A 26,997-nucleotide genomic window follows, 5' to 3' on the forward strand; every position below is an offset into this window, starting at 1 on the left:
GCCGGTGCTCGGCCCGCACCACGAGACGGGGACTACTCGGTCGACGAGGTCGGGCTGGGGCTGGAGGTCTGCTCTGCCTTCGGCAGGTACTGCTCGGGCATCGGGGAGCCCGGGAACCACTTCTGGTAGAGCTTCTTCCAGGTGCCGTCCTCCATCGCCTCGGCGAGGGCCTTGTCGAGGGCCTTCTTGAACTCGGGCTTGTCCTTCGCGATCGCGAACCCGGCCGGCGCGTCGAAGGAGGGGATGTCGATCGCGTTCACGAGCCCGTACTGGGCCGCGTACTCCTTCGCCGCTTCGTAGTCGAGGAAGTGGGCGTCGATGCTGCCGCTGTTGACGGCCGAGATCGCCGAGTTGTTGTCGGGGAAGCGCACGAGCTCGGTGTCGGTGAAGTGCTTGACCGCGTAGGCCTCCTGGAGGGTGCCCTGGACGACGCCGAGACGCTTGCCGGCGAGGCTGTCCGCGTCGGTGATGCCGGAGTCCTTGGACGCCATGACCGTGAGGTATCCGGCAAGGTAGCCGTCGGAGAAGTCGACCGTCTGCTCGCGTTCCTTGGTGATGCCGATGGCCGCGACGCCGACGTCGAACTGTCCGTTCGCGACGGCGGAGAGCAGACCGGAGAAGTCCTGACCGGTGAACACGACGTCGTCGATCCCGATCCGCTTGGCGACGTCGGTGAAGAGCTCGACGTCGAAGCCGGTGAACGTCCCGTCGGCGTCGGTGAAGGTGTACGGCTTCGAGTCGCCGAGGCTGGCGACGCGGATCTGTCCGGGGGTGATGAGTCCGTACGGGTTGTCCTCGGTGCTGCTCGCGGTTCCGGCACCACCGGAGCACGCGGAGAGGATGAGGGCGGTCGCCGCAGCGACGGCGAGGAGGGCCGTCCTGCGGAGGGTGAAGCGATTCGTCACGGCGAGTCCAATCGTGGGGAGGAGTTCGTGGTGCGTGGAGGGAACCGTCGGCTCGTGTCTTGTGGACGCCGTCAGCTCCATTGCTGTCGTTCTGCTGGTGAGACCGGTCTCAATGTCGTAGGTTGAGACCGGTCTCAACAGGTTGTCCAGGACAGTACCCTGGTTCTCGGACAACGTCAACGACGCAGCAGACCCCATCGGAGGGCACATGGCAACGGATCCGGGTACCGGCAGACGCGAGGCGACGGTGTCGGACGTCGCGAAGGCCGCTCGGGTCTCGAAGGCCACGGCGGCCCGCGCGCTCGGCGACTACGGGGCCGTGAGCGACGACGTGCGGGACCGCGTGCAGGCCGCCGCGGAACGCCTCGGTTACCGCCCGAACGCCCTCGCGAAGAGCATGAACACGGGGAAGTCGAACACCATCGGGGTGGTCATCGGCGACATCGAGAACCCCTTCTTCGCCCGTGCGACCCGGGGGATCTCCGACGTCGCGCAGGCCGCCGGATTCGACCTCATCCTCGCGAATTCCGACGAGGAGGTCGACGCCGAGACAGCCGCGATCGAGCTCCTCCTCGACAAGCGCGTGGACGGGTTCATCGTCACGCCGGCCTCCTCGATCGAAACGAGAAGTTTACAAACGGCGCTCGCCGAGGGGCGTCCCGTGGTGCTCCTCGACCGTCGCGCGGCCGGTATGGAGGCAGACACGGTCGTCGCCGACAATGCCTCCGGGGCTGCCGCGGCCACCCGGCACCTCCTCGCCGCCGGACACCGTCGGATCGCGTTCATCTCGACGCTCGGGCACGGGGAGCCGTATGTCTCCGGGGACGATGTCGGCTCCTCCTCGGTGGGCGATCGGATCGACGGGTTCACGAGTGCACTCCGCGAGGCCGGCGTCGAAGACCCGGCCGCGTCCGTCCACCTCAACGCGCGTGCGGAGGGGATCGACGTCATCACCCGGAAGGTCCTCGGCGATCCGGACCCCGTGACCGCGATCATCGCCTCCGACAGCCTGGTCGGTTCCGCGGTCTTCCGGACCATCCGCGAACTCGGCCTCGCGATCCCCGACGACGTGTCGCTCATCGCCTTCGACGATGCCGACTGGACGAACCTCACCACGCCGCCGATCACCGTCGTGTCGCAGCCGATCTACGAACTCGGGGCCGAGTCCGCACGCCGGTTGATCGCCCGGATCGGTGGGGCGGGGGCCGACGCGGAGGAGTTCGTGCTCGCCCAGACGCTCATCGAGCGCGGCTCCGTGGGTGCGCCTCCGACCCGCTGACCCCTGACTTCTCACCGCTGACCTGATTCGACCTCGCTCCTGTCCCTAACTCAGGATCGCCGCGGCGTGTCGGGTGCGACACGCCGACGGGTCGGCGCGACGCGCCGGGACGGTCCTGAGTTAGGGACGGCGGCGGAGGACGAGGACGCTGTCGTCGAGCTCGGCGGGCTCACCGTCGGGCCCGATCGCGGCGCGTGCGACGAGGGCTGCGGTGACGACCTCCAAGTCGCTCGCCTCCAGCTCCAGCGAGGCGTGGACCTCGTCGGGCGTCGGGAAGTGCGCGTGCGCGATGTGCTCGGTCGCCCAGGGTGGCGGACCGGCGTGGCCGACGACGAGGAGCGTGCCGCCAGGAGCGACCGCCGAGGCTGCGCGGCGCAGGACCGCCTCCCGTGGGAACTCGACGGGGGAGTGCAGGAAGGTCGCGGTGACGAGGTCGAACGACGCCGACGGTTCCCACTCGACGAGGTCGGCCTGCACCCAGGTGATGCGATCGGCGACCCCCGCCTCTGCCGCGGTCGACGCTCCGAGGGCGAGCGCGCTCGGGGAGATGTCGACGGCGGTCACGGACCACCCCTGCCGGGCGAGCCAGACGGCGTCGGCGCCCTCTCCACTGCCGAGTTCGAGTGCGGTGCCGGGCGCCAACCCGTCCACCTCGCGCTCGAGTGCGGCGTTCGGTTTGCCGCTCCACACCTGGCCCCGGCTGCTGTAGCGGTGCTCCCAGAAGGCGGCGGGATCGGTGATGGCGGGCTCGTGCTCGGAGGTCATGGCATCAGCCTGCCGTGACACCGGCTGCGGACGGCCGTTTCTTGCCGGAACGGCAACGGGGGTTGTCGCCGGGTGGCCTTCGACACTTCGACAGGCTCAGTGACCGAGTCGCGGATGGGCTGATCCAGTCACTGAGCCTGTCGAAGTGCTCGCGGGGAAAGACGGTCCGGTCGCCGCCCTTCGACAGGCTCAGGGGACCGGGCATCGACGCCGCGTCCTGCGTCAGGCGCGGAAGTTGAGCGCCAGGTCGATCAGGAGGCGCGTGCCGTACCCGGTCGCACCCTTCGAGCGCCACGACTCGTCCGACTCCACGAGCATCGTGCCCGCGATGTCGAGGTGCGCCCACGGGACGTCGCCGACGAACTCCGCGAGGAACAGTGCGGCGAGCGTCGAACCGGCGAACCGGCCGCCGATGTTGGCGAGGTCCGCGACGTCCGAGTCGAGCTGCTTGCGGTAGCTGCGTTCCAGCGGCAACTGCCACAGCTGCTCGTCGGTGGCCTTCGACGACGCGAGCGTCTGGTCGACGATGCCCTGGTCGGTCCCGTGCACGGCCGCCGTCTTCGTGCCGAGCGCCATGATCGCGGCACCGGTCAGCGTCGCGATGTCGACGATCGCGTCGGGCTCCTCCTCGACGGCGAGGCTCAGGCCGTCGGCGAGGACGAGACGACCCTCGGCGTCGGTGTTCTTGATCTCCACGGTGGTGCCGTTGCGGAACGTCAGCACGTCGCCGAGCATCGTGGCCGAGCCTGAGGGCATGTTGTCCGTGCACATGAGGAACGCCGTGACGCTGCTCGTGCAGTGCAACTCCTCCAGCGCCGTCATGGCGGACAGGATCGCTCCGGCGCCCGCCATGTCCATCTTCATCGCCGCGTGGGACGGGTCGGACGGCTTGAGCGAGATGCCGCCCGAGTCGTACATGATGCCCTTGCCGACGAGCGCGAGGTGTCCTGCGGCTTCGATCGGCGAGCCGTCGTCGTCCTTCGGCGTGTACCGGAGCTTGATCATGCGCGGTTCCTCGACGCTGCCGGCGTTGACGCCGAGCAGGCCGCCGAGACCGAGCTCGATGAGCGCGTCCTTGTCGAAGACCTCGACGTCGAGCCCGTTGGCGGCGCCCAACGTCTCGGCCACCTCGGCGAGGTCGGTCGCCGTGAGGTGTCCGGGAGGCGTGTTCGCGAGGTCGCGCGCGAGGTTCGCCGAACGGGCGAGGACCTCGCCACGGTGTGCGCCGGTCGCGGTCTCTGGGAGGTCTTCAGCACCGGCTACGAGGTGGAGCGCGACGAGCGGTGTGCGCTTCGTCTCCCGCTTCAGCTCGGTGTAGCGGTAGCGGGCGAGGAGCGCGCCCTCGACGACGAGCTGGCCGGCGGATGCCGGGTCGAGGTCGAACGAGCGCGCCACGTCGAGGCCGATGCTCGCGAAGGAGGATGCCGCCCGGGCGAAGGCCGCAGCGATGTCGCGGAGCGCTGCCGGGGTGCGCTTCTCGGGCGCACCGACGCCGACCGCGATGTACGTCGGGGCGTCCTGGCTGGGGATGACGAGCGTCTGGCCGACCTCACCGGTGAACCCGGCGCGGGTCAGGGCCGCGCGGTCGAGTCCGAGCGCGGCGGGGATGTCGTCGCCGGCGCCGTCGGCTGCGGGGGCGACGCCCAGGCCGACCGCCTCGACGCCCTCGGGGAGTTCGATCGCGACGCTCAGCTCGACCGCCTCGGCGTCGAGTGAGGGGGTGCGGGAGAAGGTCGGCGGGATCAGCTTGGTGGGGCGGGATGGCATGCAGCGTCCTTCGTCTCGGAGTCGGGCTGGATCCATCGTATGGGCCTCACCTGGCCGCTGACGCGACGGGTCTGGCAGGATGCCGGGATGGGTGCATGGGGAACGGCGATCTTCTCGAACGACACGGCGTCGGACATCCGCACCGAGTACCGCGAGTACGTGCAGGACCGGGTGCCGGACGACGAGGCGGCGCGACGGACCATCGCGTCCTTCGCCCACCTGGTGGAGCGCGAAGACGGCGAGCTGTGGATCCCGCTCGCGGCCGCGCAGAGCGAGGTCGGCCGACTCGATCCCGACGTGCGGACGCGGGCGCTCGCGGCGATCGATCGCGGTGCCGACCTCGAGTTGTGGGCCGAAGCGGGCCCGGGGGAGGTCGCCAGGCGGGCCGCGGCCCTCGACCGCCTCCGCGAGAAGCTCCTCGGCCCGCAGCCCGCGCCGAAGCGCCTCCGTCGATCGTGGCGCCACGTGGAGGACGACCTGACGCCGGGTGACGTCCTCGCGTTCACGGCGCCGAACGGACGGACCGCCCTGTTCCGGGTCGCCGGCATCCATCGGTCCCGATACGGCGACTCACCCGAGCTCGACGTGCTCGACTGGGTGGGCGAACAGGTCCCCGGGCCGGAGACCCTGGCGACGTTGCGAGCGAAGCGCGAGCCGGCCTCGGGCAACCTGCCGGAGCGCCCGGTCGTCTGGCAGCCGCACCGTTTCCGCAAGACGGACCCCGTGTGGCACGAGGTCGGCTTCGTCCGTGTGGCACGTTTCGATGGGTGGCCGAACCGACCGGGCCAGACGCCGGGCCACTCCGGCCTCTGGCGGGTGCTCAACCTGGTCGTGACCCGAGACCTCCTCGACGGGACCTGGTGAGGTGAGGCGGATCGTCGCTCTCGGGGTGCGCGGGCGACGATCCGCCTCACCTCAGCGGGAGGCGACGAGTGCAGCCCGGACGTCGTCGCGCGGCTCGGCCCCGATCGCCTGCGTGTGCGCCTGGGCGAGCACGTCCGCGATGACCACGCGCTCGCCGGACTCGGCGGACCGCACGGCGGCCTCCACCATCGCGAGGCTCAGTACGTTGGCGTGCACTTCACCCGACGGGACACGCCCCGTGCGCAGAGCATCCACGAACTCGACGAGCGAACCGGCGATCTCCTCCGGTACGTCCGGCTCGAGCTCGGCGGCCTCGACCGCCGACGGTGATCCGCCCTGCGGCGCGAGCTGCCGCTGCGGAGCGGAGTCGCCGTCCCAGGTGGCCGTGCCGTACTCGCCGTTCACTCGCCAACTGCCGTTCCACGAGGTCTCCACGCCGTCCGCACACCAGCTGCCGCTGTAGGTGTAGCGGACTCCTCCGGCGAACTCGAAGATCGCGGTCGCGGCGGCGTCGGCGGAGAACCAGCTCCAACCGGGGTTGTACTCCTCGCAGTACACGGCGATCGGGTCGCTGCCGAGGACGTAACGGGCGGCGTCGAAGGCATGGATCGCCATGTCGACGAGCAGCACGTGCGGCATCTCCTCACGGAATCCACCGAAGTGCGGTGCCTTGAAGAACTCCGTGGTCGCGGACCCGAGCCGACCGAGCGTCGCGACCTGCTCCCGGAAGGCGGCGATCGACGCGTAGTAGCGACGCGACTGGCTCGTCATGAGCAGCTGCCCGCTGACCTCGGCAGTCGCCGCCAGGGAAAGCGCCTGCGCCACCGTCGGCGCGATCGGCTTCTCGCAGAGCACCGGCAACCCGGCGAAGAGCGCCTCGGTGTTCACCGGGTGATGCGCGGCGGGCACGGTGACGTTGACGACCGCGTCCGCCCCCGTCGCCTCGGCGACGACCGACACGCTGGTGCCGATGACGACACCCCCGGGGCCCACGCCGAGCCCCGCCTCGGTCACCGCCGACTCGGCGAGGGCCGTGTCGAGGTCGACGACGCCGACGAGTTCCGTGTCCGGGTTCGCGAGGATCGTCCGCAACCACGCCCGTCCCATCCCGCCCGCACCGACGAGCACGAGCCGGACCGGCCTGGTGGCGTCCGCGAGCGTCGCGAAGCCACCGTCGGCAGGAGCACTCATCGCGCGAGTGCCCCTTCATACCCGCGGCCGTTGTAGAAGTCCTCGGTCTCGTACCGCAGCAGGACCGGCACCGCGCGTTCGGGACGCAGCGTCTGCGCCCACCGGACGCCGTTCGCGAGGACGCGACGGACGTGCTCGTGGTGGTAGACGGGGTAGTCCTGGTCGCCGGGGGAGAAGAAGAAGATCTTGCCGAAGCCGCGCTTGTAGGTCATGCCGGAACGGAAGACCTCGCCACCCGTGAACGTCGACAGGAAGACGAGCTCGTCGGGCGCGGGGACGTCGAAGAACTCGCCGTACATCTCCTGCGCCGGGATGATGAACGGGTGCGGGATCCCCTGGGCGATCGGGTGGGTGGGGTCGACGGTCCAGACGATCTCGCGGTCCTCCTCCGACCGCCACCGGAGCGTGCACGAGGTGCCCATGAGCTTGCCGAAGATCTTCGACCAGTGACCGGAGTGCAGCACGAGCAGACCCATACCGGCGAGTACGTGCTGGTGCACGCGCTCGACGACCTCGTCGGCGACCTCGCCGTGAGCCGCGTGACCCCACCAGACGAGCACGTCGGTCGCGGCGAGCACCTCCTCGGTGAGCCCGTGCTCCGGTTCGTCGAGCGTGGTCGTGGTGACCACGGCATCGGCGCCGAGGTGCTCTTCGATGCCCTCCTTGATGGTCGTGTGCATGCCGTCCGGGTAGATGGCGCGGACCTTCTCCTCGATCTGCTCGTGGCGGTTCTCGCCCCAGACGAGGACGCGGATGGGGGTGCTGCTGTCGGACATGGTGGTGCTCCTTCGAGGATGCGTTGCGTGGTCGGTGAGGGTGTCGGAGTGGTCGTCGGTCATTTCACGGCACCGCCCGTGGCGCCCGCGGCGATGAACCGCTGGGCGATGACGAGCAGGAGGATCGCGGGCAGCGACGACAGGACGGCGGTCGCCATCACCGCGCTCCAGTTCGAGACCTGCGAGCCGAGGTACTGGTAGATGCCGAGCGTCACGGGCCGGACGTCCTCCGTCGTCGTCAGCGTCAGGGCGAACAGGAAGTCACTCCAGGAGAAGAGGAAGGCGAACAGACCGGCGGTGATGAGCACGTTGCGGCTCACCGGGAGGACGATCGAGACGAAGGCCCGCACATGCCCGGCGCCGTCGACCCGTGCCGCCTCCACGATCGACGGCGGGATGGTCTGCATCGACGCCCGCAGGATGAGGATCGCGAACGGGATGGCGTGCGAGGCGTCGGCGAGGATCAGCCCGGGGATCGAGTTGAGCAGGCCGAGGTCGTTGTACGCCGAGTAGAGGGCGTTCGCGATCACGATGCCCGGGATCATCTGGGCGATCAGGATCACGAGGAGCGCGATGCTGATCCAGCGGAACCGGAACTGTGCGAGGGCGTAGGCCGCCGGGGCTGCGATCGCGAGCGACAGGACGACGGTACCGAGCGAGATGACGAGGCTCGTGACGAGGTGCCCGCCCTGGTCGGCGATCGCCTTCTCATACCCCGCGAAGCTCGGGTTGATCGGGAAGAAGTCGCCCGTGAGTGTGTTGCCCGACGGCTGCAGTGACGCGTTCACCATCCAGTAGACGGGGAAGAGCATGATCGCGAGGATGATGACGCCGACGACGGTGTAGCCGAGGTGGCGTCGGTCGCCGCGGTGTCGACGAGGGCCGACCGGGGCGAAGCGGCGCGTCTGCCGTCCGCCGGTCACGATGCTGGTCGTGGTCATGAGGGTCCGTGTCCTTACTCGTCGACCGCGCGTCGGTTCACGCGCAGGTAGACGATGGCGAAGAGGAGCGAGATGACGATGAGGATGTTGCTGAAGGCCGCACCGACACCGAACTCGAAGTTGACGAACGACTCCTGGTACGACCGCACCGCGAGGGTCTGCGTGGCGTTCGCCGGCCCGCCGTTCGTGAGGCCGAGGATGATGTCGAGCACCTTGATCGTGTAGACGACGCCGAGCACGAGTACGACGCTGACGACGGGCCTGAGGTTCGGCCAGGTGATGTGACGGAACGCCTTCCAGCCGGTCGCGCCGTCGAGCGCTCCCGCCTCGTAGAGCTCGTCGGGGATGTCCTGGAGGCCGCCGTAGAGGATCGTGACGTTGAACGGGATGCCGATCCAGATGTTGACGAGGACGACCGCGAACAGGGCGACCGACGGGCTCGTCAGCCAGGGGACGCCCGACAGGCCGATGGATCCGAGGGCGGCGTTCAGGACGCCGCTGTCCTGGTCGAGGATCGACCGCCAGGTGGCGCTCGACACGATCAGGGGGAGGAGCCAGGGGAGCAGCAGCATCGCGCGGAGGAACGAGCTCAGGGGGAAGCGTCGCTTGAAGAACACGGCGAGCGCGAGCCCGATCACGAACTGCCCGGCGATCGACCCGATCGTGAACAGCGCCGTGTTGAGCAGTGCCGGTGTGAACAGCTGGGAACCGAACACGGTCACGTAGTTCGCGAACCCGACCCACGGGGCCTCGCCCGTGAAGAAGGTCTTCGTCGTGTACTCCTGGAAGCTCATCGTGACGTTCTTGACGACCGGATAGCCGAAGAAGAGGACGATGTAGAGCGCTGCTGGGAGGACGAAGCCGAGCTTGATCAGGTCTTCGCGGCGGAAGCGTCGGCTCCGGCGGCCGGCCCCGGCGGGGGTGCGCTTGGTCGGCGCGCCCCCGTCGGTGCCGCTGGACCGCTGGTCGGTCTTCCGGTCCTGGAGCGATGCTCCGGCGATGCCACTGCTCATCGGGATCAGCCCGCGGCCGCCTGCTTGAACGCCTCTTCAGGCGTCGCCTGCCCGGTCAGGGCGAGCTGGATGGCGGTGTAGATCTCGGTCGCGGCCTCGGGCCACTCCTCGCCGAGCTCACCGGTGCGCGAGCGGGCGTTGGCGACCTGCTCCGTGAACGCGGCCATCTCAGGGACCTTCGCGACGTACTGCTCGGCGAGGGCCGTCTTCGTCGGGACGGTGAAGCGGGCCTCCGCGAGGGCGAGCTGGTTCTCGTCACTCGAGATGCACTCGACGAACTTCGCCGCCTTCGCCTGCTTGTCCTTGTCGCCGGTCACGGGGACGGTCCAGACCTCGCCACCGAGCGGGGCGACGGGCGTCTGGCCGGCCTTGTTGACCGGAACCTGGACGCTGCCGTACTTGAGGTTCGTGTCGGCGCTGAGGGCCGGGATCTGCCACGGGCCGTTGATCATCATCGCGGCCTTACCGGCCATGAACTGGTCGTTCACGTCGGCCTGCGACCAGTTGATGACGCTCTTCGACGCCGAACCCGAGTTCACGAGGTCGACCTGCAGCTGGAGGGCCTCCGCGACGGCGGGCGTCGTGAGGTCGGCCTCGTCGCCGCCGTTGGTCCACATGAACGGCAGGAACTGCCAGCTGCCCTCGTAGGTGGCGATGGAGCTGAAGGCCAGCCCGTAGGTGTCGCCCTCGGTCAGTGCAGCGGCGGCCGTTTTGAGCTCGTCCCACGTGGTCGGCGGGGTGATGCCCTTCGCCGCGAGGAGGTCCTCGTTGTAGAAGAGGCCGAGGGTGTTGACCGTCGGCGCCAGGCCGTAGACCTCCCCCTCGTAGCTCGCCGCGTCGAGGATGCCCTTCGCGAAGCCAGAGGTGTCGACGCCGTAGTCGCTGAGTGGCGAGAGACCGCCGGTCGCGGCGATCTCCTGGACGTCCGGGTTGTCGAGCATGAGGACGTCGGGCAGCGTCTTGGACGACGACTGCTGGAGCACCTTCTGGATGAGGTCCTTGCCGGGGACGGTCTCGCGCTTGATCTTCACGCCGACGTCGTCCGCGCACCGGTCGAGGGCGTCGCCCACGAGGGTCTTGTCGGGTTCGTTGTTGTAGTAGTCGAGGATCGTGAGGGTGCCGGCGTCGCCTCCGGCCGCCGCGCCACCGCCACCGCTGCACGCGGTGAGGGCGAACGGGGTGATCGCGAGGATCGCGAGCGATCCGAGCACGTGCGGCCGACGGATGATGCGAGGCCGGGTGTCGCGGGTGGTCGTGGATCTCATGTCATGGCTCCTTTGCCTGGTGAGTGGTGGTCGTGATGCGGTGGTGATCGTGATGCGGTGGGTGGTTCGTTCAGTGGTCGAGTGGGATCCAGGCGGCGCCTGCGTCGGCGCTCGCCGAGACCGCGGCGAGCACGCGCTGTACCCGGAGGCCGTCGGCGAAGCCCGGTTCGGGCGCCCGACCGGCGGAGAGGTCACGGGCGAGGTCGGCGACCTCGTGGACGAAGGTGTGCTCGTAGCCGAGACCGTGCCCGGCCGGCCACCAGGCGTCCGCGTACGGGTGACCGGGTTCGGTGACGAGGATGCGCCGGAAGCCCGCCTCCTCGGCCGGGAGCGTGTGGTCGTGGAACTGCAGCTCGTTCATGCGCTCGAAGTCGAAGACGAGCGATCCGTCGGAACCGTCGACCTCGAGCCGCATCGCGTTCTTGCGACCGGTGGCGAAGCGGGTGGCCTCGAAGGTCGCCAGCGCGCCGCCGTCGGTGCGGGCGATGAACACGACCGCGTCGTCGACGGTCACCCGGCCGGTGAGGGGTTCGGTCGCCTCGCCCGTCGCCGGGCCGCTGTCCGCGGTGGCACTGAGGCCGCTCGACGAGGTGGGGAGCGGCCGCTCGGTGACGAAGGTCGACGTCAGCGCGCTCACACCGGTCAGCTCCTGCCCCGTGACGAACCGTGCGAGATCGATGATGTGGGCGCCGAGGTCTCCGAGCGCACCGGAGCCGGCCTGGTCGGCGTCGAGTCGCCAGACGAGCGGGAAGGTGGGATCCGCGATCCAGTCCTGCAGGTACTGGGCCCGGATGTGACGGATCGTCCCGAGGCGGCCGTCGGTGACGAGCCGTCGTGCATAGGCGAGCGCGGGGGTGCGTCGGTAGCTGAAGCCGACCATCGCGCGCACGCCGCGCGCCGCCGCCCGTTCGGCCGCGGCGTTCATCCGCTCGGCCTCCTCCAGCGTGTTCGCGAGCGGCTTCTCGCACAGGACGTGGATACCGGCGTCGAGCGCGGCGATCGCGATCTCGGCGTGGAGATGGCCAGGGGTGCAGATGTCGATCACGTCGATGTCGCCGCGGGTGAGGAGCGCTCGCCAGTCGGTCTCGACGTCGGCGATCCCGAACCGGTCGGCGAACGCGCGGGCGGCGTCGGAATCGCGACCGCTGACGGCGACGAGGTCGACCCCGCGGCCGAGGTCGAAGAAGCGGGGAGCGGTGGTCCAGGCCTGCGCGTGGATGGTGCCCATGAAGCTGTACCCGACGATCGCGACGCGCAGTGGCTGCTCGGACCGGCGGTCGTCGGTGGTCGGTACAGGCATCAGCACGGCTCCTTCGCCGGTCGAGGTCGGATCGCGCAGCCCGGAAAGTTAACCGGTTTACTGCGCGCTTCGGGAACCAGCATGCACCGCGCCGCGGGAGTCGTCAAGGAGCAATTTAACCGGTTTACCGAATCGTGATCCGTGAGAGACTGACCGGACAGCACCGCACCTGAACGGGGATCCATGGCAACGATGCGTGACGTCGCGCGACTCGCAGGGGTCTCGGTCGCCACGGTGTCGTTCGTCGTCAACGATTCGAAGCCCGTGTCCCCGGCCACCCGACTGCGGGTGGAGTCGGCGATGGTCGAACTGGACTTCCGCCGGAACGCGGTGGCCCGCGCGCTCGCGAGCCGTCGGACCCGCATCATCGCACTGCTGTTCCCGGTGCTCCAGCATCGACTGTCCGACAACGCTGCCCGCTTCTTCACCGGTGCTGCGGAGGCTGCCGCCGAGCTCGGGTACACCGTCGTCCTCTGGCCGGAGCCGAGCGACCCCGAGGCGCTTCGCGAGTTCACCTCCGATGGCCTCATCGACGGCGTCATCCTCATGGAGGTGCGGCTCGACGACCATCGGGTCGACCGTCTGCTCGCGGCCGGGACGCCGCTGACGCTCATCGGTCGGACGCGCGATCCCTCCGGCCTCGACTACGTCGACGTCGACTTCGAGGGGATGGTCGAGCTGTCCATCGACCGCCTGCAGGCCCTCGGTCATCGGGAGTTCGCCCTGCTCGAGGAGGTCGAGCGGGCCGATCTCGACGGTTACGGGCCGGTGGTCCGAGTGCAGGAGACCTTCCACGCCGTGTGCGCGGCCCGTGGACTCCGCGCTCGGACGCTCCAGTGCACTCCCGATCCGGCCGGTGGTCGCGCGATCGCGGCGACCCTCCAGGAGGAGGCGCCCGAGGTCACCGCCGTCCTCGTGCTCAACGATCGGGCGGCCCTCGGTTTCGTGAGCGAGCTCGGCCGGCGCGGCGTCTCGGTCCCCGACGACCTGTCCGTCGTCCTCGTCGCCTCCACCCGAGAGGTGTCGGAAGCGGCCGACCCGGCGCTCGCCGTCACGTTGCTGCCCGCCGCCCAGCTCGGCCGGATGGGCGTCGAGACCCTCGTCGGCCGTCTCGACGGCACCCTCGGCGAGTTGCGTCATGAACTCGTCATGGGCGCCTTCCTCGAGGGCGCGTCCCTCGCGCCGCCGCCGCGCTGACCGTCGATCGAGCGATCGCCGGAGCGACCGTCCCCGTCCCCGTCACGGTCTCTGGAGGCCGATCCGCGGGTAGAGCGCGCGGAGCGTCTGGTCCAGCCCGCCCGTGAGCGAGCTGGCGCCGTGGTCACCGCCCGGTATCGCGAAGGTCTGGACCTTCCAGCCGGCCGCCGTCGCCGTGGCTGCGGCGCGCCGCATCATGTCGGTGTAGACCGCGTCCGCCGTCCCGGCGGAGAAGAACGCCTCCGTGTCGGCGTAGTTCGTTTTCGCCATGATGGTCGCCGGTTTGATCGCGTCGTACGCGTTCTGGTCGCCGTTGAACATCACGCGCAGGTTGTCCGCCGGGAGGCCGGCTCCGGGATACTCCTCACCCGAGACACTGACGACGTTGCCGAAGGTCTGCGGGTACTTGGCTCCGTAGTAGATCGCACAGCTGCCGCCGGCCGAGTATCCGGCCACCGTCCAGTCCTTCGGCGACTGGAGGATGTGCAGGTTCGCCTTCGCCCAGGGGAGGACGTCCTGCGTGACGTAGGTCTCCACCTTCCCGTACCGCCCGTCGATGCACAGCGGATCCACGGAAGGGTCGCCGAGCTGGTCCACGACGAGCGCGATGGGGGCGAGCCCCTGGTGGTCGGCGGCGATCGCGTCGAGCGCCTCGCCGATCCACTTCGCGTCGGGGTCACCCGGTTGTCCCATCATCATGAGGACGAAGGGGAGCGCCGGGGGATCTTTCACGAGCGCGGCGGGTGGGTAGTAGACCTGCGCCGGGCGGGCGTTGAACCCGGAGTTCGTGTTCGGGATCCGGTCGCCCGTGGGAAGCGGGCCGAACCTGCCCGTCTTCGGCAGATCGGCCGGCGGCTTCCACGTCTCGTACAGCGGACGGGCCGGATCGCCGGTGGGCGTGCTCGTCGGCGTCACGAGGGTGATCGGCTTGCGGTTCTGGACGTGGAACATCGACCCGAGGGTGGTCTGGACGCCGTACGCGCCGTTGACGCCCAGCGCCGCGGTCGCGCCGAAGACGAGGATGCAGGCGACGGCGATGACGCGCCGCTGCCACGAGACGCGCCAGCAGATCGTGAGGACGGCGAGCGCGATGCCGGCGAAGGCGCCGATCAACCAGGGCTCCGCGGAGCGGATCAACGGCCCGCCGAAGAGGTTGAGCACGTCGAAGACCAGCCACACCGTCCCCAGGGCGAGGAGCGCGCCGGCCAGGAGGGCGATGGCGGCGCTCAGGTACCACAGCAACCCGGACCGACGGATGACGAGGTACAGCAGGCCGGCGATGCTGAGCCCGTCGAGCACCCAGACGAGTGGACCGTCGATGACGTCGAGGTTCCACAGCCAGTCCATCGATGCTCCATCCTGCGTACCGCGATGGTTGTCAGGCTAGGCGGCCGCCCTGAGCGGGACAAGGGCTGTTGGGCGTCCTCACGGGCTCGCCCATAGGATTGAGGGGTTCCGGGAGCGGGCGCCAGCCAGGCGTCAGCACCGGAAGGTACCGCCGCGTGGCAAGCGGCACGGAGGATCCACACCCATGGCAGAGCAGTCCCATCTCGAGTCCGTCATCACCCTGGCCCAGCACCGCGGCTTCGTCTTCCCCTCGGGAGACATCTACGGCGGCACGCGGTCTGCGTGGGATTACGGGCCCCTGGGTGTCGAGCTCAAGGAGAACATCAAGCGCCAGTGGTGGAACGCGTTCGTTCGCGGCCGCGGCGACATGGTCGGTCTCGACTCCGCCGTCATCCTGCCCACCCCGGTCTGGGAGGCGTCCGGTCACGTCAAGGTCTTCAGCGACCCGCTGACCGAATCGCTCATCACCCACAAGCGGTATCGGGCCGACCACCTGTTCGAGGCGTATGAGGCCGAGCACGGCCACCCGCCGGAGAACGGCCTCGCCGACATCCCCGACCCCGAGCACCCCTCGAAGGTCGGCCAGTGGACCGAGATCCGTCAGATGTCGGGCCTCCTGAAGACCTTCCTCGGCGTCGTCGACGACGAGTCTGGTCTCCACTACCTGCGTCCCGAGACCGCGCAGGGCATCTTCACGAACTTCGCGAACGTGCTGCAGACGGCCCGCAAGAAGCCGCCGTTCGGCATCGGCCAGATCGGCAAGGCGTTCCGCAACGAGATCACGCCCGGCAACTTCATCTTCCGCACCCGTGAGTTCGAGCAGATGGAGATCGAGTTCTTCGTCGAGCCCGGCACGGACGACGAGTGGCAGCAGACCTGGATGGACCTCTGCTGGGCCTGGTTCATCGACCTCGGCATGACGCCCGACAACATCCGTTGGTTCGAGCACCCGCAGGAGAAGCTGGCGCACTACTCGAAGCGCACCGTCGACATCGAGTACAAGTTCGGCTTCGCCGGCAGCGAGTGGGGCGAACTCATGGGCGTCGCGAACCGCACCGACTACGACCTCAAGGTGCACGCCGAGCAGTCCGGCAAGGACCTCAGCTACTTCGACCAGGCCAAGAACGAGCGGTACATGCCGTACGTCATCGAGCCGTCGTTCGGTCTGACCCGTGCGCTCATGGCCTTCCTCGTCGACGCGTACGAGGAGCAGGAGCTGCCGCCGAACGCCAAGGGCAAGATCGAGAAGCGCACCGTGCTGCACCTCGACCCGCGTCTCGCGCCCGTCAAGGTCGCCGTGCTGCCGCTGTCCCGCAACGAGGCGCTGTCGCCGCTCGCCCGCCAGATCGGCGACGAGCTGCGCGGCTCGTGGAACATCGACTTCGACGACTCGGGTGCGATCGGCCGCCGCTACCGTCGTCAGGACGAGATCGGCACCCCGTACTGCGTGACCGTCGACTTCGACTCGCTCGAGGACAACGCCGTGACCGTGCGCGACCGCGACAGCATGCAGCAGGAGCGTGTCGCCATCGACGAGCTGTACGCCTACCTCGCCACCCGCCTCAAGGGCGCGTAGGCCTCCGCCGTTTCGCACGAACGCCCGCTCGCCCAATTCTGGGCGAGCGGGCGTTTCTTCGCCCGGGAACGGGCGAACGGATGCGGGTCGGTACTTATCCACAGCCTCCGACGACTTTGGAATTTCAGATTTCAGAGTTTGTAGCATCGAACCCATGCGTGCAATCGACCGCACCGTCGCTCCCGCGCACCTCGACCTCCTCGTCGACACGGTCATCACGATGGGCGACCTCGTCGCGGCCCAGGAGTGCGGGTGAACCGCGGCCCGGCCGCTCTCGCGGGAGTGGTGTGGGCGGTGCTGGCCACCGCGCTCTGGGGCTCGACGTTCCTCGGTCCGGCGCTAGCCGAACCGGTCGGTCCGCTGACACTCGTGTTCGGCAGGTACGCGGTGTTCGGCCTGCTGTCCATCGGTGTGCTGGCCGTGCGCCGCCGGCTGGTCTCGGCGATCGGTCCTCGCAGGATCCTCATCGCGCTGCACCTGGGCGCGGTGGGCTACCTCGGGTTCTACCTCTGCTTCTCGCTCGCGGCCGACATCGGCGGAGGGGTCCTGGCATCGATGGCGACAGGCGTCATGCCCGCAGCCGTCACGGTCGGCGCGAACCTCGTGCACCGAGAGACCCCGTGGCGCCGGCTCATCTGGCCGATCATGATCTCCACGGCCGGCCTCGTCGTCCTGAACTGGCAGCGCCCCGAGGCCGCTCCAGCTGTCGACGGAGCGGGTGCGGGGATGATCCCGGCGACCCTCCTGGCGCTTGCGGCCTGCCTGTTGTGGTCGTACTTCGTGGTCATGAACGGCGCGATCCTGCGCCGGAGCGGCGCGGGATCGGTCGACAGCACGTCATGGACCGCGTTGCTGGGCCTCGGAGCCTTCATCGCTTCGTTCGTCCTCCCGCCGCTGGCGGTGCTGCACGGCGAGGTCTCGCTCCTGGAAGTCGGCGAGGCTCAACTGATCCGCTTCCTCGTCTTGAGCGTCCTGCTGGCGACGTTCGGGTCGTGGTGCGCATCCTGGTGCTGGAACCGCGCCTCCGGGCGAGTCTCGACCGTGCTGCTCGGCCAGCTGATCGCACTGGAGACCCTGTTCGGAGCGGTCTTCAACCTGCTGCTCGAGCAGCGCCTGCCACACGTGAACGAGGTGGTGGGTGCCGTCCTGGTGACCACCGGGGTGCTGCTCTGCGTGCGATCGAGACAGGAAAGCGAAGCCCGCTCGCCCAAGAATGGGCGAGCGGGCGTTCGTTCGCCCAAAAACGGGCGAACGGATGCGGATCGCTCGGGCTAGGCGTTGCCGAGTGAGGTGTCGAGGAACGCGAGCGTCTTCACCCAGGCGTCGGCGGCCGCGTCCTCGCGGTAGGTGATCGTGTTGGTGTCGTTGAAGAAGGCGTGACCGGCGTCGGGGTAGACGGTCGCGGTGAACTCGACCCGTGCGTCCTCCATCGTCGTGGTCAGCTCGGGCAGGCTCTGCATGAGGCCCTCGTCCTGGTCGCCGTAGAACGCGAGGACGGGGCAGGCGATGCTCGTCACGGCCTCGGGCTCCGGCGGGTAGCCGTAGAACGGGACAGCGGCGCGGATGCGGCGGTCGGCCGCGGCGAGCGCGAAGCTGTAGCCACCACCGAAGCAGAAGCCGACGACGGCGACGCGGCCGTCGATCCCCTCCTCGTCGAACAGGGCGTCGACGGCCTTCCCCAGGTGCCCGAGCGCCTCCTCGGCGTACTCGGGCGACTTCGAGGCCGAGAGCTTCTCGCGCAGCTTCGGCTGTGCCGCGGTCCTCGTCGCCTCGTCGCTGTTGAAGACGAGGCTCTCCAGCTCCGCACCGATCTCGGGCGTGACGCCGGCGCCACTCAGGATGTCGGGTGCGATGACGAGGTACCCCTCCGCGGCGAACCGGTCGGCGACGTCGGTGATGTGCGGGACGAGGCCCCAGATCTCGTGGATGAGCACGAGCCCGCCGCGGAGCTCGACGCCCTTCGGCGGGTCGGCGCGGTAGGCGGTCAGGCCCTTGGTCAGCGTGATGGTCGTCATATCGCCAGTGTTCCAGCCGACCCTCCGCACCGGCTGGGGGTTGCGCTGCCTCGCGAGTTATCCACAGATTCCGAACGAGCATCCGAACTGATGTTTCAGATGACTACAGTCGAGCTGTGGCGTGCCCACGGGCCGGCTCTCCTCACGGCGAGGCGGCCCCTGGACCTCGACCCACTCCGCTCGGAGTCGTCGACATGCCGACCTGCCCCCTCGTTCCATCCGCGATCAACACCCTCGGAGGTTCTCTCGTCGTGCCCGTTCGACCACTCGCCATCGTCGGCCTGTCCGCCCGCTTCGGTGGCGCGGCAGACGCTCACCAGTACTGGCGCAACATCCTGACAGCCCGGCGCAGCGGCTCCGCCGTCCCCCGCTCGAGATGGAATCACGCCTCCTTCTTCGCGCCGCACGACCCCCGAGCGGTGCATCACGCCTACTCCGACCAGGGGTCCTTCATCGACGGCGTCGAGCAGTTCGCCGCGCGGCACTTCCGCATCCCACCCAGTCGCGCGCACGCGATGGACCCGCAACATCGCCTGCTCCTCGAGGCAGCGCGAGCCGCCTGGATCGACGCCGGGTTCGAACGTCGTCGCATCGACCGGTCGTCCATCGGCGTCTTCGTCGGGATGGCGGCGAACGACTACCGCGAACTCTCCTCGCTCCGCATCCGGACGCAGCTCCTCGGCGACGACTCGGTCCACGCGGAACGCGCCGGCCCCGACCTCACGGCGGCGATGGGCGCGCGCGTCGCCGGTGTGCGCCCGTTCCACGCGTTCTCGATGCCGGGATGCCTGCCCAACATGGGGCCGGCGCTGGTGAGCAGCACGCTCGACCTCGGCGGCCCGAGCTTCGCGGTCGACGCCGCGTGCTCGAGCAGCCTCGTCGCGCTGCACCAGGCGATCGCCGCCATCCGGTCCGGGCAGTGCTCGGCGGCGCTCGTCGGTGGCGTCAACCTCAGCCTCGTCCCGGACGCGATGGTCGCCTTCTCGCGGATCGGCGCGCTGTCACGGAGCGGGGTGTGCCGGCCGTTCGACGGCGACGCCGACGGATTCCTCCTGGGCGAGGGCGTCGGCATGATCGTCGTCAAACCGCTCGAGGCAGCCATCGACGACCACGATGACGTCTACGCGGTCATCAGAGGCTCAGGGGTGTCCAACGACGGCCGGGCGGAAGGGCCGATGACGCCGACGACGGACGGACAGCTGGCGGCGCTCCGCCGGGCCTACGAGGATGCCGCGGCCGACCCCGCCGACCTGGGCGTCGTCGAGGCGCACGGCACGGCCACCCCGGTGGGCGACCGCACCGAGCTGGAATCGCTGGCGGCGCTGCGTCGCCTCGGGGCATCGCCGCACCGGACCGCCACGGTCACGGCCGTGAAGGCGCTCGTGGGGCACACGATGGCGGCGGCCGGGATCGCCAGCATCGTCAAAGCGGCACTCATGGCGAGGCATCGGGTCGTCCCCGGGCAGCCCCGCCTGCGTTCGGAGGCGCACACCGAGGCCCTCCGAGACGGCCGCCTGGCGCTCGCCTCCCGCACCATCGACCCGGGCGACGACGGTCTGGGCCTGATCGGCGTCAGCTCGTTCGGGTTCGGCGGCACCAACGCTCACGTCGTGCTCGAATCACCGCCGGCGCGAGCAGGTCGAGTCCGTCGGCGTGCCGCCGGGGGACCGGCCGACGAACCGCTCCCGCACCTGCTCGTGTTCTCGGCCGCCGACCCCACGCTGCTCGGCGAGCACCTCCGTGCGGTCCTCGCCGTCCTCGAGGCCGCCGACGCACCATCCATCGCCGGTCTCGCACGGACCCTGAGCTCTCGGGCGCTCGCGAGCACGCGTCTGGCGGTGGTGTGCCGCACCGCCGCCGAGCTGATCTCCGGGCTGTCGGCCGCCGTGGAGCAGCTCGCTAGCGGAGCCACCGGGGTGATCTCCGCGGACGTCTGCACCGGGGTCCGTGTCGACGAGGCCGCTCGGCGGATCGCCTTCGTCTTCCCCGGGCAGGGCAGCCAGACACCGCGGATGCAGTCGGACCTCCTCGATCGATTCCCCGCCTTCCGTGCAGCGGCCGAGACCTTGAACGAGCAGGTGCTCGACGAGACCGGGGTCGATGTGCTCGCGGCGCTCTCCGAGGCCGACGCCGACACCCCCTCCGGAATCGACCGTCTGACGTCCACCGAGGTCTGCCAACCCGCGCTCGCGGTGACGGCGCTCGCCGCCGTGGCGCTGTCGCGCGAGATCGGCGTGGAGCCCGACCTCGTCATCGGGCACAGCGTCGGCGAGCTTCCCGCCATGGCGACGGCGGGCGCGCTCGATGAGCCCGACGCCGTGCGGCTCGCCGCGGTCCGCGGACACCACATGCGGTCGGCTGCGACGCGACCCGGCGACGGCATGACGGCCCTCAGCTGCGACGCCGAGCAGGCCGCAGCGCTTCTCAGCGGCATCGACGACGCGTGGATCGCGGCCGCCAACGATCCCCGGCAGACGGTGGTGAGTGGAACCGGCGAGGCCCTGCGCGCCGTCGCGGAACGGTGCGTCGAGCACGGGGTGTCGACACACCCGCTGCGCGTCGCCACCGGGTTCCACTCGCCCCTGCTCGAGCCGATCCGGCCGGCCCTCGTGGCGGACCTGTCGCGATTCCGACCTCGCGCGCCGCAGGTGCAGCTCGTCTCCACCGTGACGGGCCGCACGGTCGAGACGGGCGAGGAGCTGGGCCGTCAGCTCGAGGAGAACGTCTTCTCCACGGTGCGGTTCCGCGAGGCGATCGAGTCGGCGTCCGCATCCGAGATCGGCGTCTACGTCCAGATCGGTGGGGGGTCGGCGCTGCTCGGGTCCATCCGACGCTCCCTGGGTGATGCGCCCGACGTGCACGTCATCCCGAGCAGCGCGTCGGCGCCGGACGACGCGGCGACCTTCCTCCGACTGCTCGGCCGGCTGACGGTGCTGGGCGCCGACCTCGACCTGTCATCGCTCGTCCCGCCAGACACCGCGGGTGTGGCGCTGCCGATCGCGCCGCTGCCGACCGAGCCGTACTGGATCGTCCGACCGGACGCCACCGACCCGACGACACCCCGAGAACTCACATCCGAACCGCACCGACCACCCTCCCCCATCGAACAGGATCCTCACTCCATGCACCACAACCCCCGCGATCTGCCGTCCTCCCCCCTCGCCGGACGACCGTCGGCAGGACCGTCGATCCAGCCGCGAGCCGCCGACGTCCAAGCCGACCACCTGCCCGGACTGCTCGCCCTCATGAACCGCCAGCTGAGCCTCATCGAGGGTTCCGGGCAGGCCGGTCACGCGCCCGCGTCGACCGATGCGTTCCGCTGGTCCGCGGAACCCGGCTCGCCGCAGGCGGAGGTGGTCGCACGGATGGGCCTCGCAGCCTCCCGGTCGCATCGTGCGGAATCCGACGCGGTCATCCTCGGCATGGTGTCGCGCATCAGCGGGTTCCCGCTGGACCTGATCCGGCCGGAGATGCACCTCGTCGAGCAGCTCGGATTCGATTCGCTGATGATGCGTGAGCTGATCATTCAGCTACACACGGAGTGGCCCTCGCTGCCGACCCCCGCCCAGCTCGGCGAGCGCTTCGCCGGGCGGCCCACGGTGGAGCAGGTGCTGGACGGCGTCGGCTCCCTGCTGCACCCGTTCGCCGAGGAGCCGCAGCACCGGCTTCCGCGGGTCGAGACGAAACCGGTGGCTCCCGCTTTCCCGGCGTCGGTCGACCGCCCGACCCGATGGACCGAGGCCGACGCCCGCATCGAGTGCTTCCCGGAGGCGGTCGCCATGCGGGAACGCCGGCAGCAGACGGACCGCAACCCCTACTTCCTGCTCCATGAGGGGATCATCGACGCCACGACGACGATCGGCGACGCCCAGCTCGTGAGCTTCTCCAGCTACAACTACCTCGGTGTCACCGGCCACCCGGTGGTCGCCGAGACGATCACCGATGCCGTGGCCCGGTACGGCAGCTCGGTGTCCGCCAGCCGGTTCCTGTCCGGCGAGCGCCCGATCCACGCGGAGCTCGAGCAGGAGCTCTCCGACCTCCTGCAGGTGGAGTCAGCCCTCACCCTGGTGAGCGGCCATGCGACGAACGTGAGCGTCATCGGCCACCTCGTGGAGCCGGGCGACCTCATCGTCCACGACAGCCTCGCGCACGACAGCATCATCCAGGGGGCCAAACTCTCCGGAGCCACGCGACGGTCGTTCCCCCATAACGACTTGAACGCGCTCGACGAGCTCCTCGGTGCGATCCGCGGCGGGTTCCGGCGGGTCCTCATCGTCGTGGAGGGCGTCTACAGCATGGACGGCGACCTCGTACCGCTCCCGCAGCTCATCGAGCTGAAGCGGCGGCATGGCGCACTGGTGCTCGTCGACGAAGCGCACAGCATCGGAACGGTCGGCGCCAACGGCGGCGGGGTCGGCGAGCACTTCGGGGTCGACCGCTCGGACATCGACCTCTGGTGCGGCACGATGTCGAAGTCGCTCGCCGGATGCGGCGGCTACGTCGGTGGCACCGCCGCCGCGATCGACTACCTCAAGTACTCCGTGCCCGGGTTCGTGTACAGCGTCGGCATCACCCCGGCGAACGCGGCCGCGTCGCTCGCCGCCCTCCGGCTCATGCGCGACGAGCCCGAGCGCCTCAGCCGCCTGCGGCAGAACGCCGACCTCTTCCGCGAGACGGCCCGGGCCGCCGGCATCGACATCGGCGACAGTGCCGACTCGCCCGTCGTGCCGTGCATCGTCGGCAGCTCGGAACGGGCACTCGCCCTGGCGACGGCGCTCTTCGACCGCGGCTTCAGCGTCAACCCGATCCTGTACCCGGCCGTGCCCGACGACCAGGCGCGGCTCCGCTTCTTCATCACCGCGGAGCACACCGCCGAGCAGATCCAGCGGGTCGTGGACATCACGGCATCCGAACTCAACCGCATCACCCACGACATCGAGGTATCCGCATGACGCACCACTCCGGAACGACCCCCAGACGACGGGCGGTGATCACGCTCCTGATCGGCCTGGTGTTCGCGATCGTGGCGGGCATCGCGGGGGCCGACGTCCTCGACAACCTCAAGACGGGCGGGTTCGACGACCCGCAGTCCGACTCCGTGGCCGCAGCGGACGTGCTCGCCGACCGGTTCCCTGGCAGCGACCCGAAACTCGTCCTCGTCGTGGACGTCTCCGACGGACTCGACAGCGCCGACGGCAGGGAGGCGCTCGACGACATCGTCGGCGCTGTGGACGACGTGGACGGCGCCAGCGTCACCGGCTCCTACGCCGAATCGGAGCAGCTGCGGAGCGGCACCGATCGCGGCGTCGTGCTCGTGGCGCTCGCCGGAGACGAGGACACCGTGCAGCGGGCGACCACCGCGCTCCGCGGGACGATCACCGAGGAGGTGACGTCGGCCACGGTGCGGTTCGGCGGCATCGCGGGGATCAACGACGACCTGAACGCGCAGGTCAAGACGGACATCATCGTCGCGGAGACGATCGCCATCCCGATCACCCTCGTGCTGCTGTTCTTCGCGTTCCGTGGCGTGGTGGCCGCGCTGCTGCCCGTCGGCGTCGCGGGGGTCACGATCCTCGGCTCCCTCGGTCTGCTGAACGTGGTCGCGCAGCTCACCTCGGTCTCCCTGTTCGCGGTCAACCTGGTCACCGCGTTGGGCCTCGGACTCGCCATCGACTACTGCCTGCTGTTCCTCACCCGCTATCGGGACGAACGCTCGGGCGGATCGACCGACGAGGAGGCGTTGCGGATCGCTCGGCGGACGACCGGCCGGACCATCGTGTTCAGCGGTGTCGTCGTCGCCGCGGCGCTCGCCACGCTGATGCTGTTCGACCAGTACTTCCTGCGCTCGTTCGCCATCGCGGGACTCGTCATCGTGGCCTGCTCCGTGGTGGGCGCGGTCGTCCTGCTCCCCGCCGCCCTCACCCTCCTGGGTCGCCGGTTCGACTGGGGCCGACTGCGCTCCCGGCGCCAGGTCGGGGCCGAGGGCCGGTTCTGGTATCGGGTGGGCGACCACGCGTATCGCCGTCCGTGGTTGGCGGTGCCAGTCATCGCGCTCCTCATCGCCATGGCCGCGCCGTTCACGCACGCGGAGTTCGGGGTGCCCGACGAACGGGTGCTCCCCGCCGACGCGGAGAGCCGTGTCGTGGCGGACATCATGCGGTCCGACTTCGACGTCGCCGATGCGGACGCCGTCTCCGTCGTCACCGAGGACTGGGCGGGGACGGACCGAGAGCTCGACGAGTACGCCGCCGAACTCTCCTCGATCACGGGCGTCGACGCCGTCACGACGTCCCTCGGCAGCTTCGTCGACGGACGCCTCGTCGTCCCGGCCGAGGCGCGGACGGAGCAGCACTTCCGCGACGGTTCGGCGCTCTGGCTGCAGGTCGCGACCGACGTCGTCCCGTACTCGCCCGAGGGCTCGGAGCTCGTCCGCGACGTCCGCGCGGTGGACCCTGGAGCCGGCTCGACCGTCCTGGTCGGTGGCCTCGCGGCGCAGATGATCGACATCGGTGACTCCATCGCGGCGCGGCTGCCGTTCGCCGCCGCGGCCATCGCGCTCATGACGCTGATCATCCTCTTCCTGTTCACGGGGAGCGTGCTGCTCCCGATCAAGGCGCTGGTGCTGAACGTGGTCGGGCTGGTCGGCATCCTGGGCGTCATCGTGTTCCTCTTCCAGGACGGCAACCTGTCGGACGTGCTCGGCTTCACCCCGTCGCCCATCGCCATCTCGATCCCGATCCTGCTGTTCTGCATCGCCTTCGGGCTCTCGATGGACTACGAGGTGTTCCTCCTCGCTCGGATCCAGGAACGGTTCCGTGCCACGGGCGATCTCGCGGAGGCGGTGCGGAGCGGACTCGGCGCGAGCGGCCCGATCATCACGGCCGCTGCGGCGATCCTCGCGGTGTCGTTCTTCGCCATGGCGACCTCCGGGGTGTCGATCATCAAGATGCTCGGCATCGGAACCGGCATCGCGATCCTCATCGACGCCATCCTGATCCGCGGCGTGCTCGTCCCGGTCTTCATGCGCGCCGCCGGACGATACAACTGGTGGGCGCCGCGGTGGCTCGCGGCGATCCACCGCCGCATCGGGATCACGGAGGGCTGAGTGGACGCGCGATTCAATGCCCCGTCGGCCGACGACGACCTCTCGACGCTCGTGTCCGAGGCGGCTCGCGCGGCGAACGCCCACAACACGCAGCCGTGGGGCGTGGACCGTCAGGGCGACGAACTCGTCCTCCGCCGGGATCGCACTCGCACCCTCGGCGCGAGCGATCCGCGAGGACGCGACACGATGCTGTCGTTCGGGGCGTTCGTCGAGTCGCTCCTCATCTGCGCGGCGTCGGCCGGTGTCGGACTGGGCTTCGAGGCCTCGACCGGCGCTGACGCGGGGACTGATGAGGTCGGCCGGTTCTCGCGCCACCCGGAGGGCTACCAGACGAGGTTCTCCTCGGCGGACGTCCGTGGACGACGTGTCTGGCGAGGGCGATGGCGGGACAGCGCTCCCGGACCCGACCTCCTCCAGGAGGCCGCGGTGGAGACGGAGCGCATGGACTTTCGGCTCGTCTCCATGCCGACACAGGACGCGCGCCCGATCCTCGTGCGAGCCAACCGGTGGTTCTTCGGCGAGCAGGCGATCGTCGCCGAGCTCGATCAGTGGACCAGGCTCTCACCAAGACATCCGCGGTACGACGAGGACGGCCTCAACGACGCGATGCTCGTGGTGTCGAAGGTCGAACGAGCCGGCCTGCGGACGCTGATCAGCCCGCGGGTGTTCCGCGCGCTTCGCGGGCTCGGGCTGCCCGGGTTGTTGGCGAGGATGTCGGCCTCCGCGACCCAGGGCTCCGGCACTGTCCTCGGTGTCGTCGGACCCACCGGGGCCCGGCAGGAACTCGCCGCTGGGCGACTGCTCACCCGGCTCTGGCTCGGCTTTCAACGTCACGGCCTGTACGTGCATCCCCAGAGCGCGCCGCTCGACTGTCCGGAGACCCGGGCCATGCTCGACGAACGCTGGCAGGTCGCTCCGGACGAGCAGCTCGTCGCCTGGTTCCGGGTCGGCATCCCCGCCTCCGACCCCGCGGCGCGCGTGGCGTCCCCGCGTCGGTCGGGTGGCTGAATCCGCAGCCGCGGTGGTCGACGCGCTCCGGACGCAGGTGCCGCCGGGGGTCGTCGTCTCGGCGTCGGTCGGCACCGCACCCGGGCCGTTCCGGGCTCGTCCGACCTCGGCTGGTCGCAGCGCCGAATCCCGCTCGGCGCGCGACTGCGCCGGGGCGGCACTCGCGATGCTCGGCCAGCGCTCCGCGGACATCCCGACGGGGGAGGGTGGGCAACCGGTCTGGCCGACCGGCTTGGTCGGGAGTCTCTCGCACTGCCCGGGTGTCACGATCGCAGCCGTCGGCCACGGCGGTGTCGCGAGCGCCATCGGGATCGACGTCGAGGTGCACCGGCCCATCCGTCCCACCGTCGCGGCGACGATCGTCTGCGGGAGTGAGCCGTCCATGCTCACGCGACTCGCCTGGAGCCATCCGACCGTCGCGTGGAGCGCCGTGTTGTGGAGCGTCAAGGAGAGCGTCTTCAAGGCGTGGTACCCGCTCACCGGCCGATGGGTCGACTACACGTCATGTGAGGTGGTGATCCACCCGGATCGGGGCTCGTTCGACGCGCGGGTCGTCGCGCCGGCCGGCCCGACAGTGTGCTCGAGCATGCCGCGCACCTTCGCCGGACGATGGTCGGTGGTGGGCACCCACCTCTGCAGTGTCGTCATCGTCCCGGCCTCGCGGCGACAGGACGGGTGATCGC

At 69.9% G+C, this 26,997-nt stretch carries 20 protein-coding genes; 9 read left to right on the forward strand and 11 right to left on the reverse strand.

The window, feature by feature from the left end:
- Positions 1-32: 32 nt before the first annotated feature.
- On the reverse strand, positions 33-905 hold the full coding sequence (locus FGL15_RS09675; protein WP_370282195.1) for an ABC transporter substrate-binding protein: 873 nt from the start codon (positions 903-905) through the stop codon (positions 33-35).
- A gap of 208 nt (positions 906-1,113) precedes the next feature.
- On the opposite strand from FGL15_RS09675, the gene FGL15_RS09680 reads away from it, so the two are divergent.
- Positions 1,114-2,184 carry a LacI family DNA-binding transcriptional regulator gene (locus FGL15_RS09680; protein ID WP_138945872.1) on the forward strand — a complete coding sequence of 357 codons (1,071 nt, stop codon included), beginning with the start codon at positions 1,114-1,116 and terminating at the stop codon, positions 2,182-2,184.
- Positions 2,185-2,304: 120 nt separating this feature from the next.
- On the opposite strand, the gene FGL15_RS09685 is transcribed toward FGL15_RS09680, so the two are convergent.
- Both FGL15_RS09685 and FGL15_RS09690 read right to left on the reverse strand, forming a co-directional pair.
- On the reverse strand, positions 2,305-2,949 hold the full coding sequence (locus FGL15_RS09685; protein ID WP_138945873.1) for a cyclopropane-fatty-acyl-phospholipid synthase family protein: 645 nt from the start codon (positions 2,947-2,949) through the stop codon (positions 2,305-2,307).
- A gap of 222 nt (positions 2,950-3,171) precedes the next feature.
- Positions 3,172-4,716 carry a leucyl aminopeptidase gene (locus FGL15_RS09690; RefSeq protein WP_138945874.1) on the reverse strand — a complete coding sequence of 515 codons (1,545 nt, stop codon included), beginning with the start codon at positions 4,714-4,716 and terminating at the stop codon, positions 3,172-3,174.
- 87 nt (positions 4,717-4,803) lie between these two features.
- On the opposite strand from FGL15_RS09690, the gene FGL15_RS09695 reads away from it, so the two are divergent.
- Positions 4,804-5,580: a hypothetical protein gene (locus FGL15_RS09695; protein WP_138945875.1), complete on the forward strand. Its 777-nt coding sequence runs from the start codon at positions 4,804-4,806 to the stop codon at positions 5,578-5,580.
- 51 nt (positions 5,581-5,631) lie between these two features.
- Here the strand turns inward: FGL15_RS09695 and FGL15_RS09700 are convergent, their stop codons facing one another.
- From FGL15_RS09700 to FGL15_RS09725, 6 genes are all read right to left on the reverse strand, one after another.
- Positions 5,632-6,771 (reverse strand): Gfo/Idh/MocA family protein, encoded by a 1,140-nt coding sequence (locus tag FGL15_RS09700; RefSeq protein ID WP_138945876.1) that lies wholly within the window; start codon positions 6,769-6,771, stop codon positions 5,632-5,634.
- Entirely contained in the window at positions 6,768-7,547 is a 780-nt protein-coding gene (locus FGL15_RS09705) for a ThuA domain-containing protein (RefSeq protein WP_064295429.1), read from the reverse strand. Before FGL15_RS09705 ends, FGL15_RS09700 begins: the two co-directional genes overlap by 4 nt.
- Before the next feature lie 59 nt (positions 7,548-7,606).
- Positions 7,607-8,488, reverse strand: a complete 882-nt coding sequence (locus FGL15_RS09710; protein ID WP_086472635.1) for a carbohydrate ABC transporter permease — start codon at positions 8,486-8,488, stop codon at positions 7,607-7,609.
- Positions 8,489-8,502: 14 nt separating this feature from the next.
- On the reverse strand, positions 8,503-9,501 hold the full coding sequence (locus FGL15_RS09715) for a carbohydrate ABC transporter permease (RefSeq protein ID WP_138945877.1): 999 nt from the start codon (positions 9,499-9,501) through the stop codon (positions 8,503-8,505).
- A 5-nt stretch (positions 9,502-9,506) separates the two neighbouring features.
- Positions 9,507-10,766 (reverse strand): ABC transporter substrate-binding protein, encoded by a 1,260-nt coding sequence (locus FGL15_RS09720; protein ID WP_082916064.1) that lies wholly within the window; start codon positions 10,764-10,766, stop codon positions 9,507-9,509.
- Between the two features lie 70 nt (positions 10,767-10,836).
- Positions 10,837-12,066: a Gfo/Idh/MocA family protein gene (locus FGL15_RS09725; RefSeq protein ID WP_138945878.1), complete on the reverse strand. Its 1,230-nt coding sequence runs from the start codon at positions 12,064-12,066 to the stop codon at positions 10,837-10,839.
- 183 nt (positions 12,067-12,249) lie between these two features.
- Between FGL15_RS09725 and FGL15_RS09730 the strand changes: the two genes are divergently transcribed.
- Positions 12,250-13,263, forward strand: a complete 1,014-nt coding sequence (locus FGL15_RS09730) for a LacI family DNA-binding transcriptional regulator (RefSeq protein ID WP_240773897.1) — start codon at positions 12,250-12,252, stop codon at positions 13,261-13,263.
- 42 nt (positions 13,264-13,305) lie between these two features.
- Here the strand turns inward: FGL15_RS09730 and FGL15_RS09735 are convergent, their stop codons facing one another.
- Positions 13,306-14,610: an esterase family protein gene (locus FGL15_RS09735; RefSeq protein ID WP_138945879.1), complete on the reverse strand. Its 1,305-nt coding sequence runs from the start codon at positions 14,608-14,610 to the stop codon at positions 13,306-13,308.
- A gap of 184 nt (positions 14,611-14,794) precedes the next feature.
- On the opposite strand from FGL15_RS09735, the gene FGL15_RS09740 reads away from it, so the two are divergent.
- Together FGL15_RS09740 and FGL15_RS09745 are read left to right on the forward strand one after the other, a co-directional pair.
- Positions 14,795-16,186 (forward strand): glycine--tRNA ligase, encoded by a 1,392-nt coding sequence (locus tag FGL15_RS09740; RefSeq protein ID WP_064295424.1) that lies wholly within the window; start codon positions 14,795-14,797, stop codon positions 16,184-16,186.
- 252 nt (positions 16,187-16,438) lie between these two features.
- Positions 16,439-17,461, forward strand: coding sequence for a DMT family transporter (locus FGL15_RS09745; protein WP_168223365.1), 1,023 nt, complete (start codon positions 16,439-16,441; stop codon positions 17,459-17,461).
- On the opposite strand, the gene FGL15_RS09750 is transcribed toward FGL15_RS09745, so the two are convergent.
- The gene (locus FGL15_RS09750; RefSeq protein WP_138945881.1) at positions 17,458-18,201 is read right to left on the reverse strand and encodes a dienelactone hydrolase family protein; all 744 of its coding nucleotides are present in this window, start codon (positions 18,199-18,201) and stop codon (positions 17,458-17,460) included. The genes FGL15_RS09745 and FGL15_RS09750 overlap by 4 nt on opposite strands.
- Before the next feature lie 251 nt (positions 18,202-18,452).
- Here FGL15_RS09750 and FGL15_RS09755 point away from each other — a divergent pair, with 251 nt between their 5' ends.
- Genes FGL15_RS09755 through FGL15_RS09770 form a run of 4 tightly spaced genes read left to right on the forward strand, consistent with a single transcriptional unit; the run spans position 18,453 to position 26,993 of the window.
- Positions 18,453-23,153, forward strand: coding sequence for a type I polyketide synthase (locus FGL15_RS09755; RefSeq protein ID WP_168223366.1), 4,701 nt, complete (start codon positions 18,453-18,455; stop codon positions 23,151-23,153).
- On the forward strand, positions 23,150-25,306 hold the full coding sequence (locus tag FGL15_RS09760) for an MMPL family transporter (protein WP_138945883.1): 2,157 nt from the start codon (positions 23,150-23,152) through the stop codon (positions 25,304-25,306). The genes FGL15_RS09755 and FGL15_RS09760 overlap by 4 nt, the downstream gene beginning before the upstream one ends.
- Entirely contained in the window at positions 25,307-26,314 is a 1,008-nt protein-coding gene (locus FGL15_RS09765; protein WP_138945884.1) for a hypothetical protein, read from the forward strand. It begins immediately after the preceding gene.
- Complete coding sequence (locus tag FGL15_RS09770) at positions 26,307-26,993, forward strand: 4'-phosphopantetheinyl transferase (protein ID WP_138945885.1); 687 nt, start codon at positions 26,307-26,309, stop codon at positions 26,991-26,993. The genes FGL15_RS09765 and FGL15_RS09770 overlap by 8 nt, the downstream gene beginning before the upstream one ends.
- Positions 26,994-26,997 lie beyond the last annotated feature (4 nt).

The sequence above is a fragment of the Plantibacter sp. M259 genome (assembly GCF_006065115.1).
In the GTDB taxonomy this organism is placed as follows: Bacteria; Actinomycetota; Actinomycetes; order Actinomycetales; family Microbacteriaceae; genus Plantibacter; species Plantibacter auratus.

Bases quoted from the DNA above. Each gene is read 5' to 3' on its own strand.
- FGL15_RS09715 (WP_138945877.1), bottom strand. From the start codon at position 9,501: ATGAGCAGTGGCATCGCCGGAGCATCGCTCCAGGACCGGAAGACCGAC.
- FGL15_RS09710 (WP_086472635.1), bottom strand. From the start codon at position 8,488: ATGACCACGACCAGCATCGTGACCGGCGGACGGCAGACGCGCCGCTTC.
- FGL15_RS09760 (WP_138945883.1), top strand. From the start codon at position 23,150: ATGACGCACCACTCCGGAACGACCCCCAGACGACGGGCGGTGATCACG.
- FGL15_RS09735 (WP_138945879.1), bottom strand. From the start codon at position 14,610: ATGGACTGGCTGTGGAACCTCGACGTCATCGACGGTCCACTCGTCTGG.
- FGL15_RS09730 (WP_240773897.1), top strand. From the start codon at position 12,250: ATGGCAACGATGCGTGACGTCGCGCGACTCGCAGGGGTCTCGGTCGCC.
- FGL15_RS09705 (WP_064295429.1), bottom strand. From the start codon at position 7,547: ATGTCCGACAGCAGCACCCCCATCCGCGTCCTCGTCTGGGGCGAGAAC.
- FGL15_RS09750 (WP_138945881.1), bottom strand. From the start codon at position 18,201: ATGACGACCATCACGCTGACCAAGGGCCTGACCGCCTACCGCGCCGAC.
- FGL15_RS09700 (WP_138945876.1), bottom strand. From the start codon at position 6,771: ATGAGTGCTCCTGCCGACGGTGGCTTCGCGACGCTCGCGGACGCCACC.
- FGL15_RS09720 (WP_082916064.1), bottom strand. From the start codon at position 10,766: ATGAGATCCACGACCACCCGCGACACCCGGCCTCGCATCATCCGTCGG.
- FGL15_RS09685 (WP_138945873.1), bottom strand. From the start codon at position 2,949: ATGACCTCCGAGCACGAGCCCGCCATCACCGATCCCGCCGCCTTCTGG.
- FGL15_RS09740 (WP_064295424.1), top strand. From the start codon at position 14,795: ATGGCAGAGCAGTCCCATCTCGAGTCCGTCATCACCCTGGCCCAGCAC.
- FGL15_RS09725 (WP_138945878.1), bottom strand. From the start codon at position 12,066: ATGCCTGTACCGACCACCGACGACCGCCGGTCCGAGCAGCCACTGCGC.
- FGL15_RS09695 (WP_138945875.1), top strand. From the start codon at position 4,804: ATGGGTGCATGGGGAACGGCGATCTTCTCGAACGACACGGCGTCGGAC.
- FGL15_RS09680 (WP_138945872.1), top strand. From the start codon at position 1,114: ATGGCAACGGATCCGGGTACCGGCAGACGCGAGGCGACGGTGTCGGAC.
- FGL15_RS09690 (WP_138945874.1), bottom strand. From the start codon at position 4,716: ATGCCATCCCGCCCCACCAAGCTGATCCCGCCGACCTTCTCCCGCACC.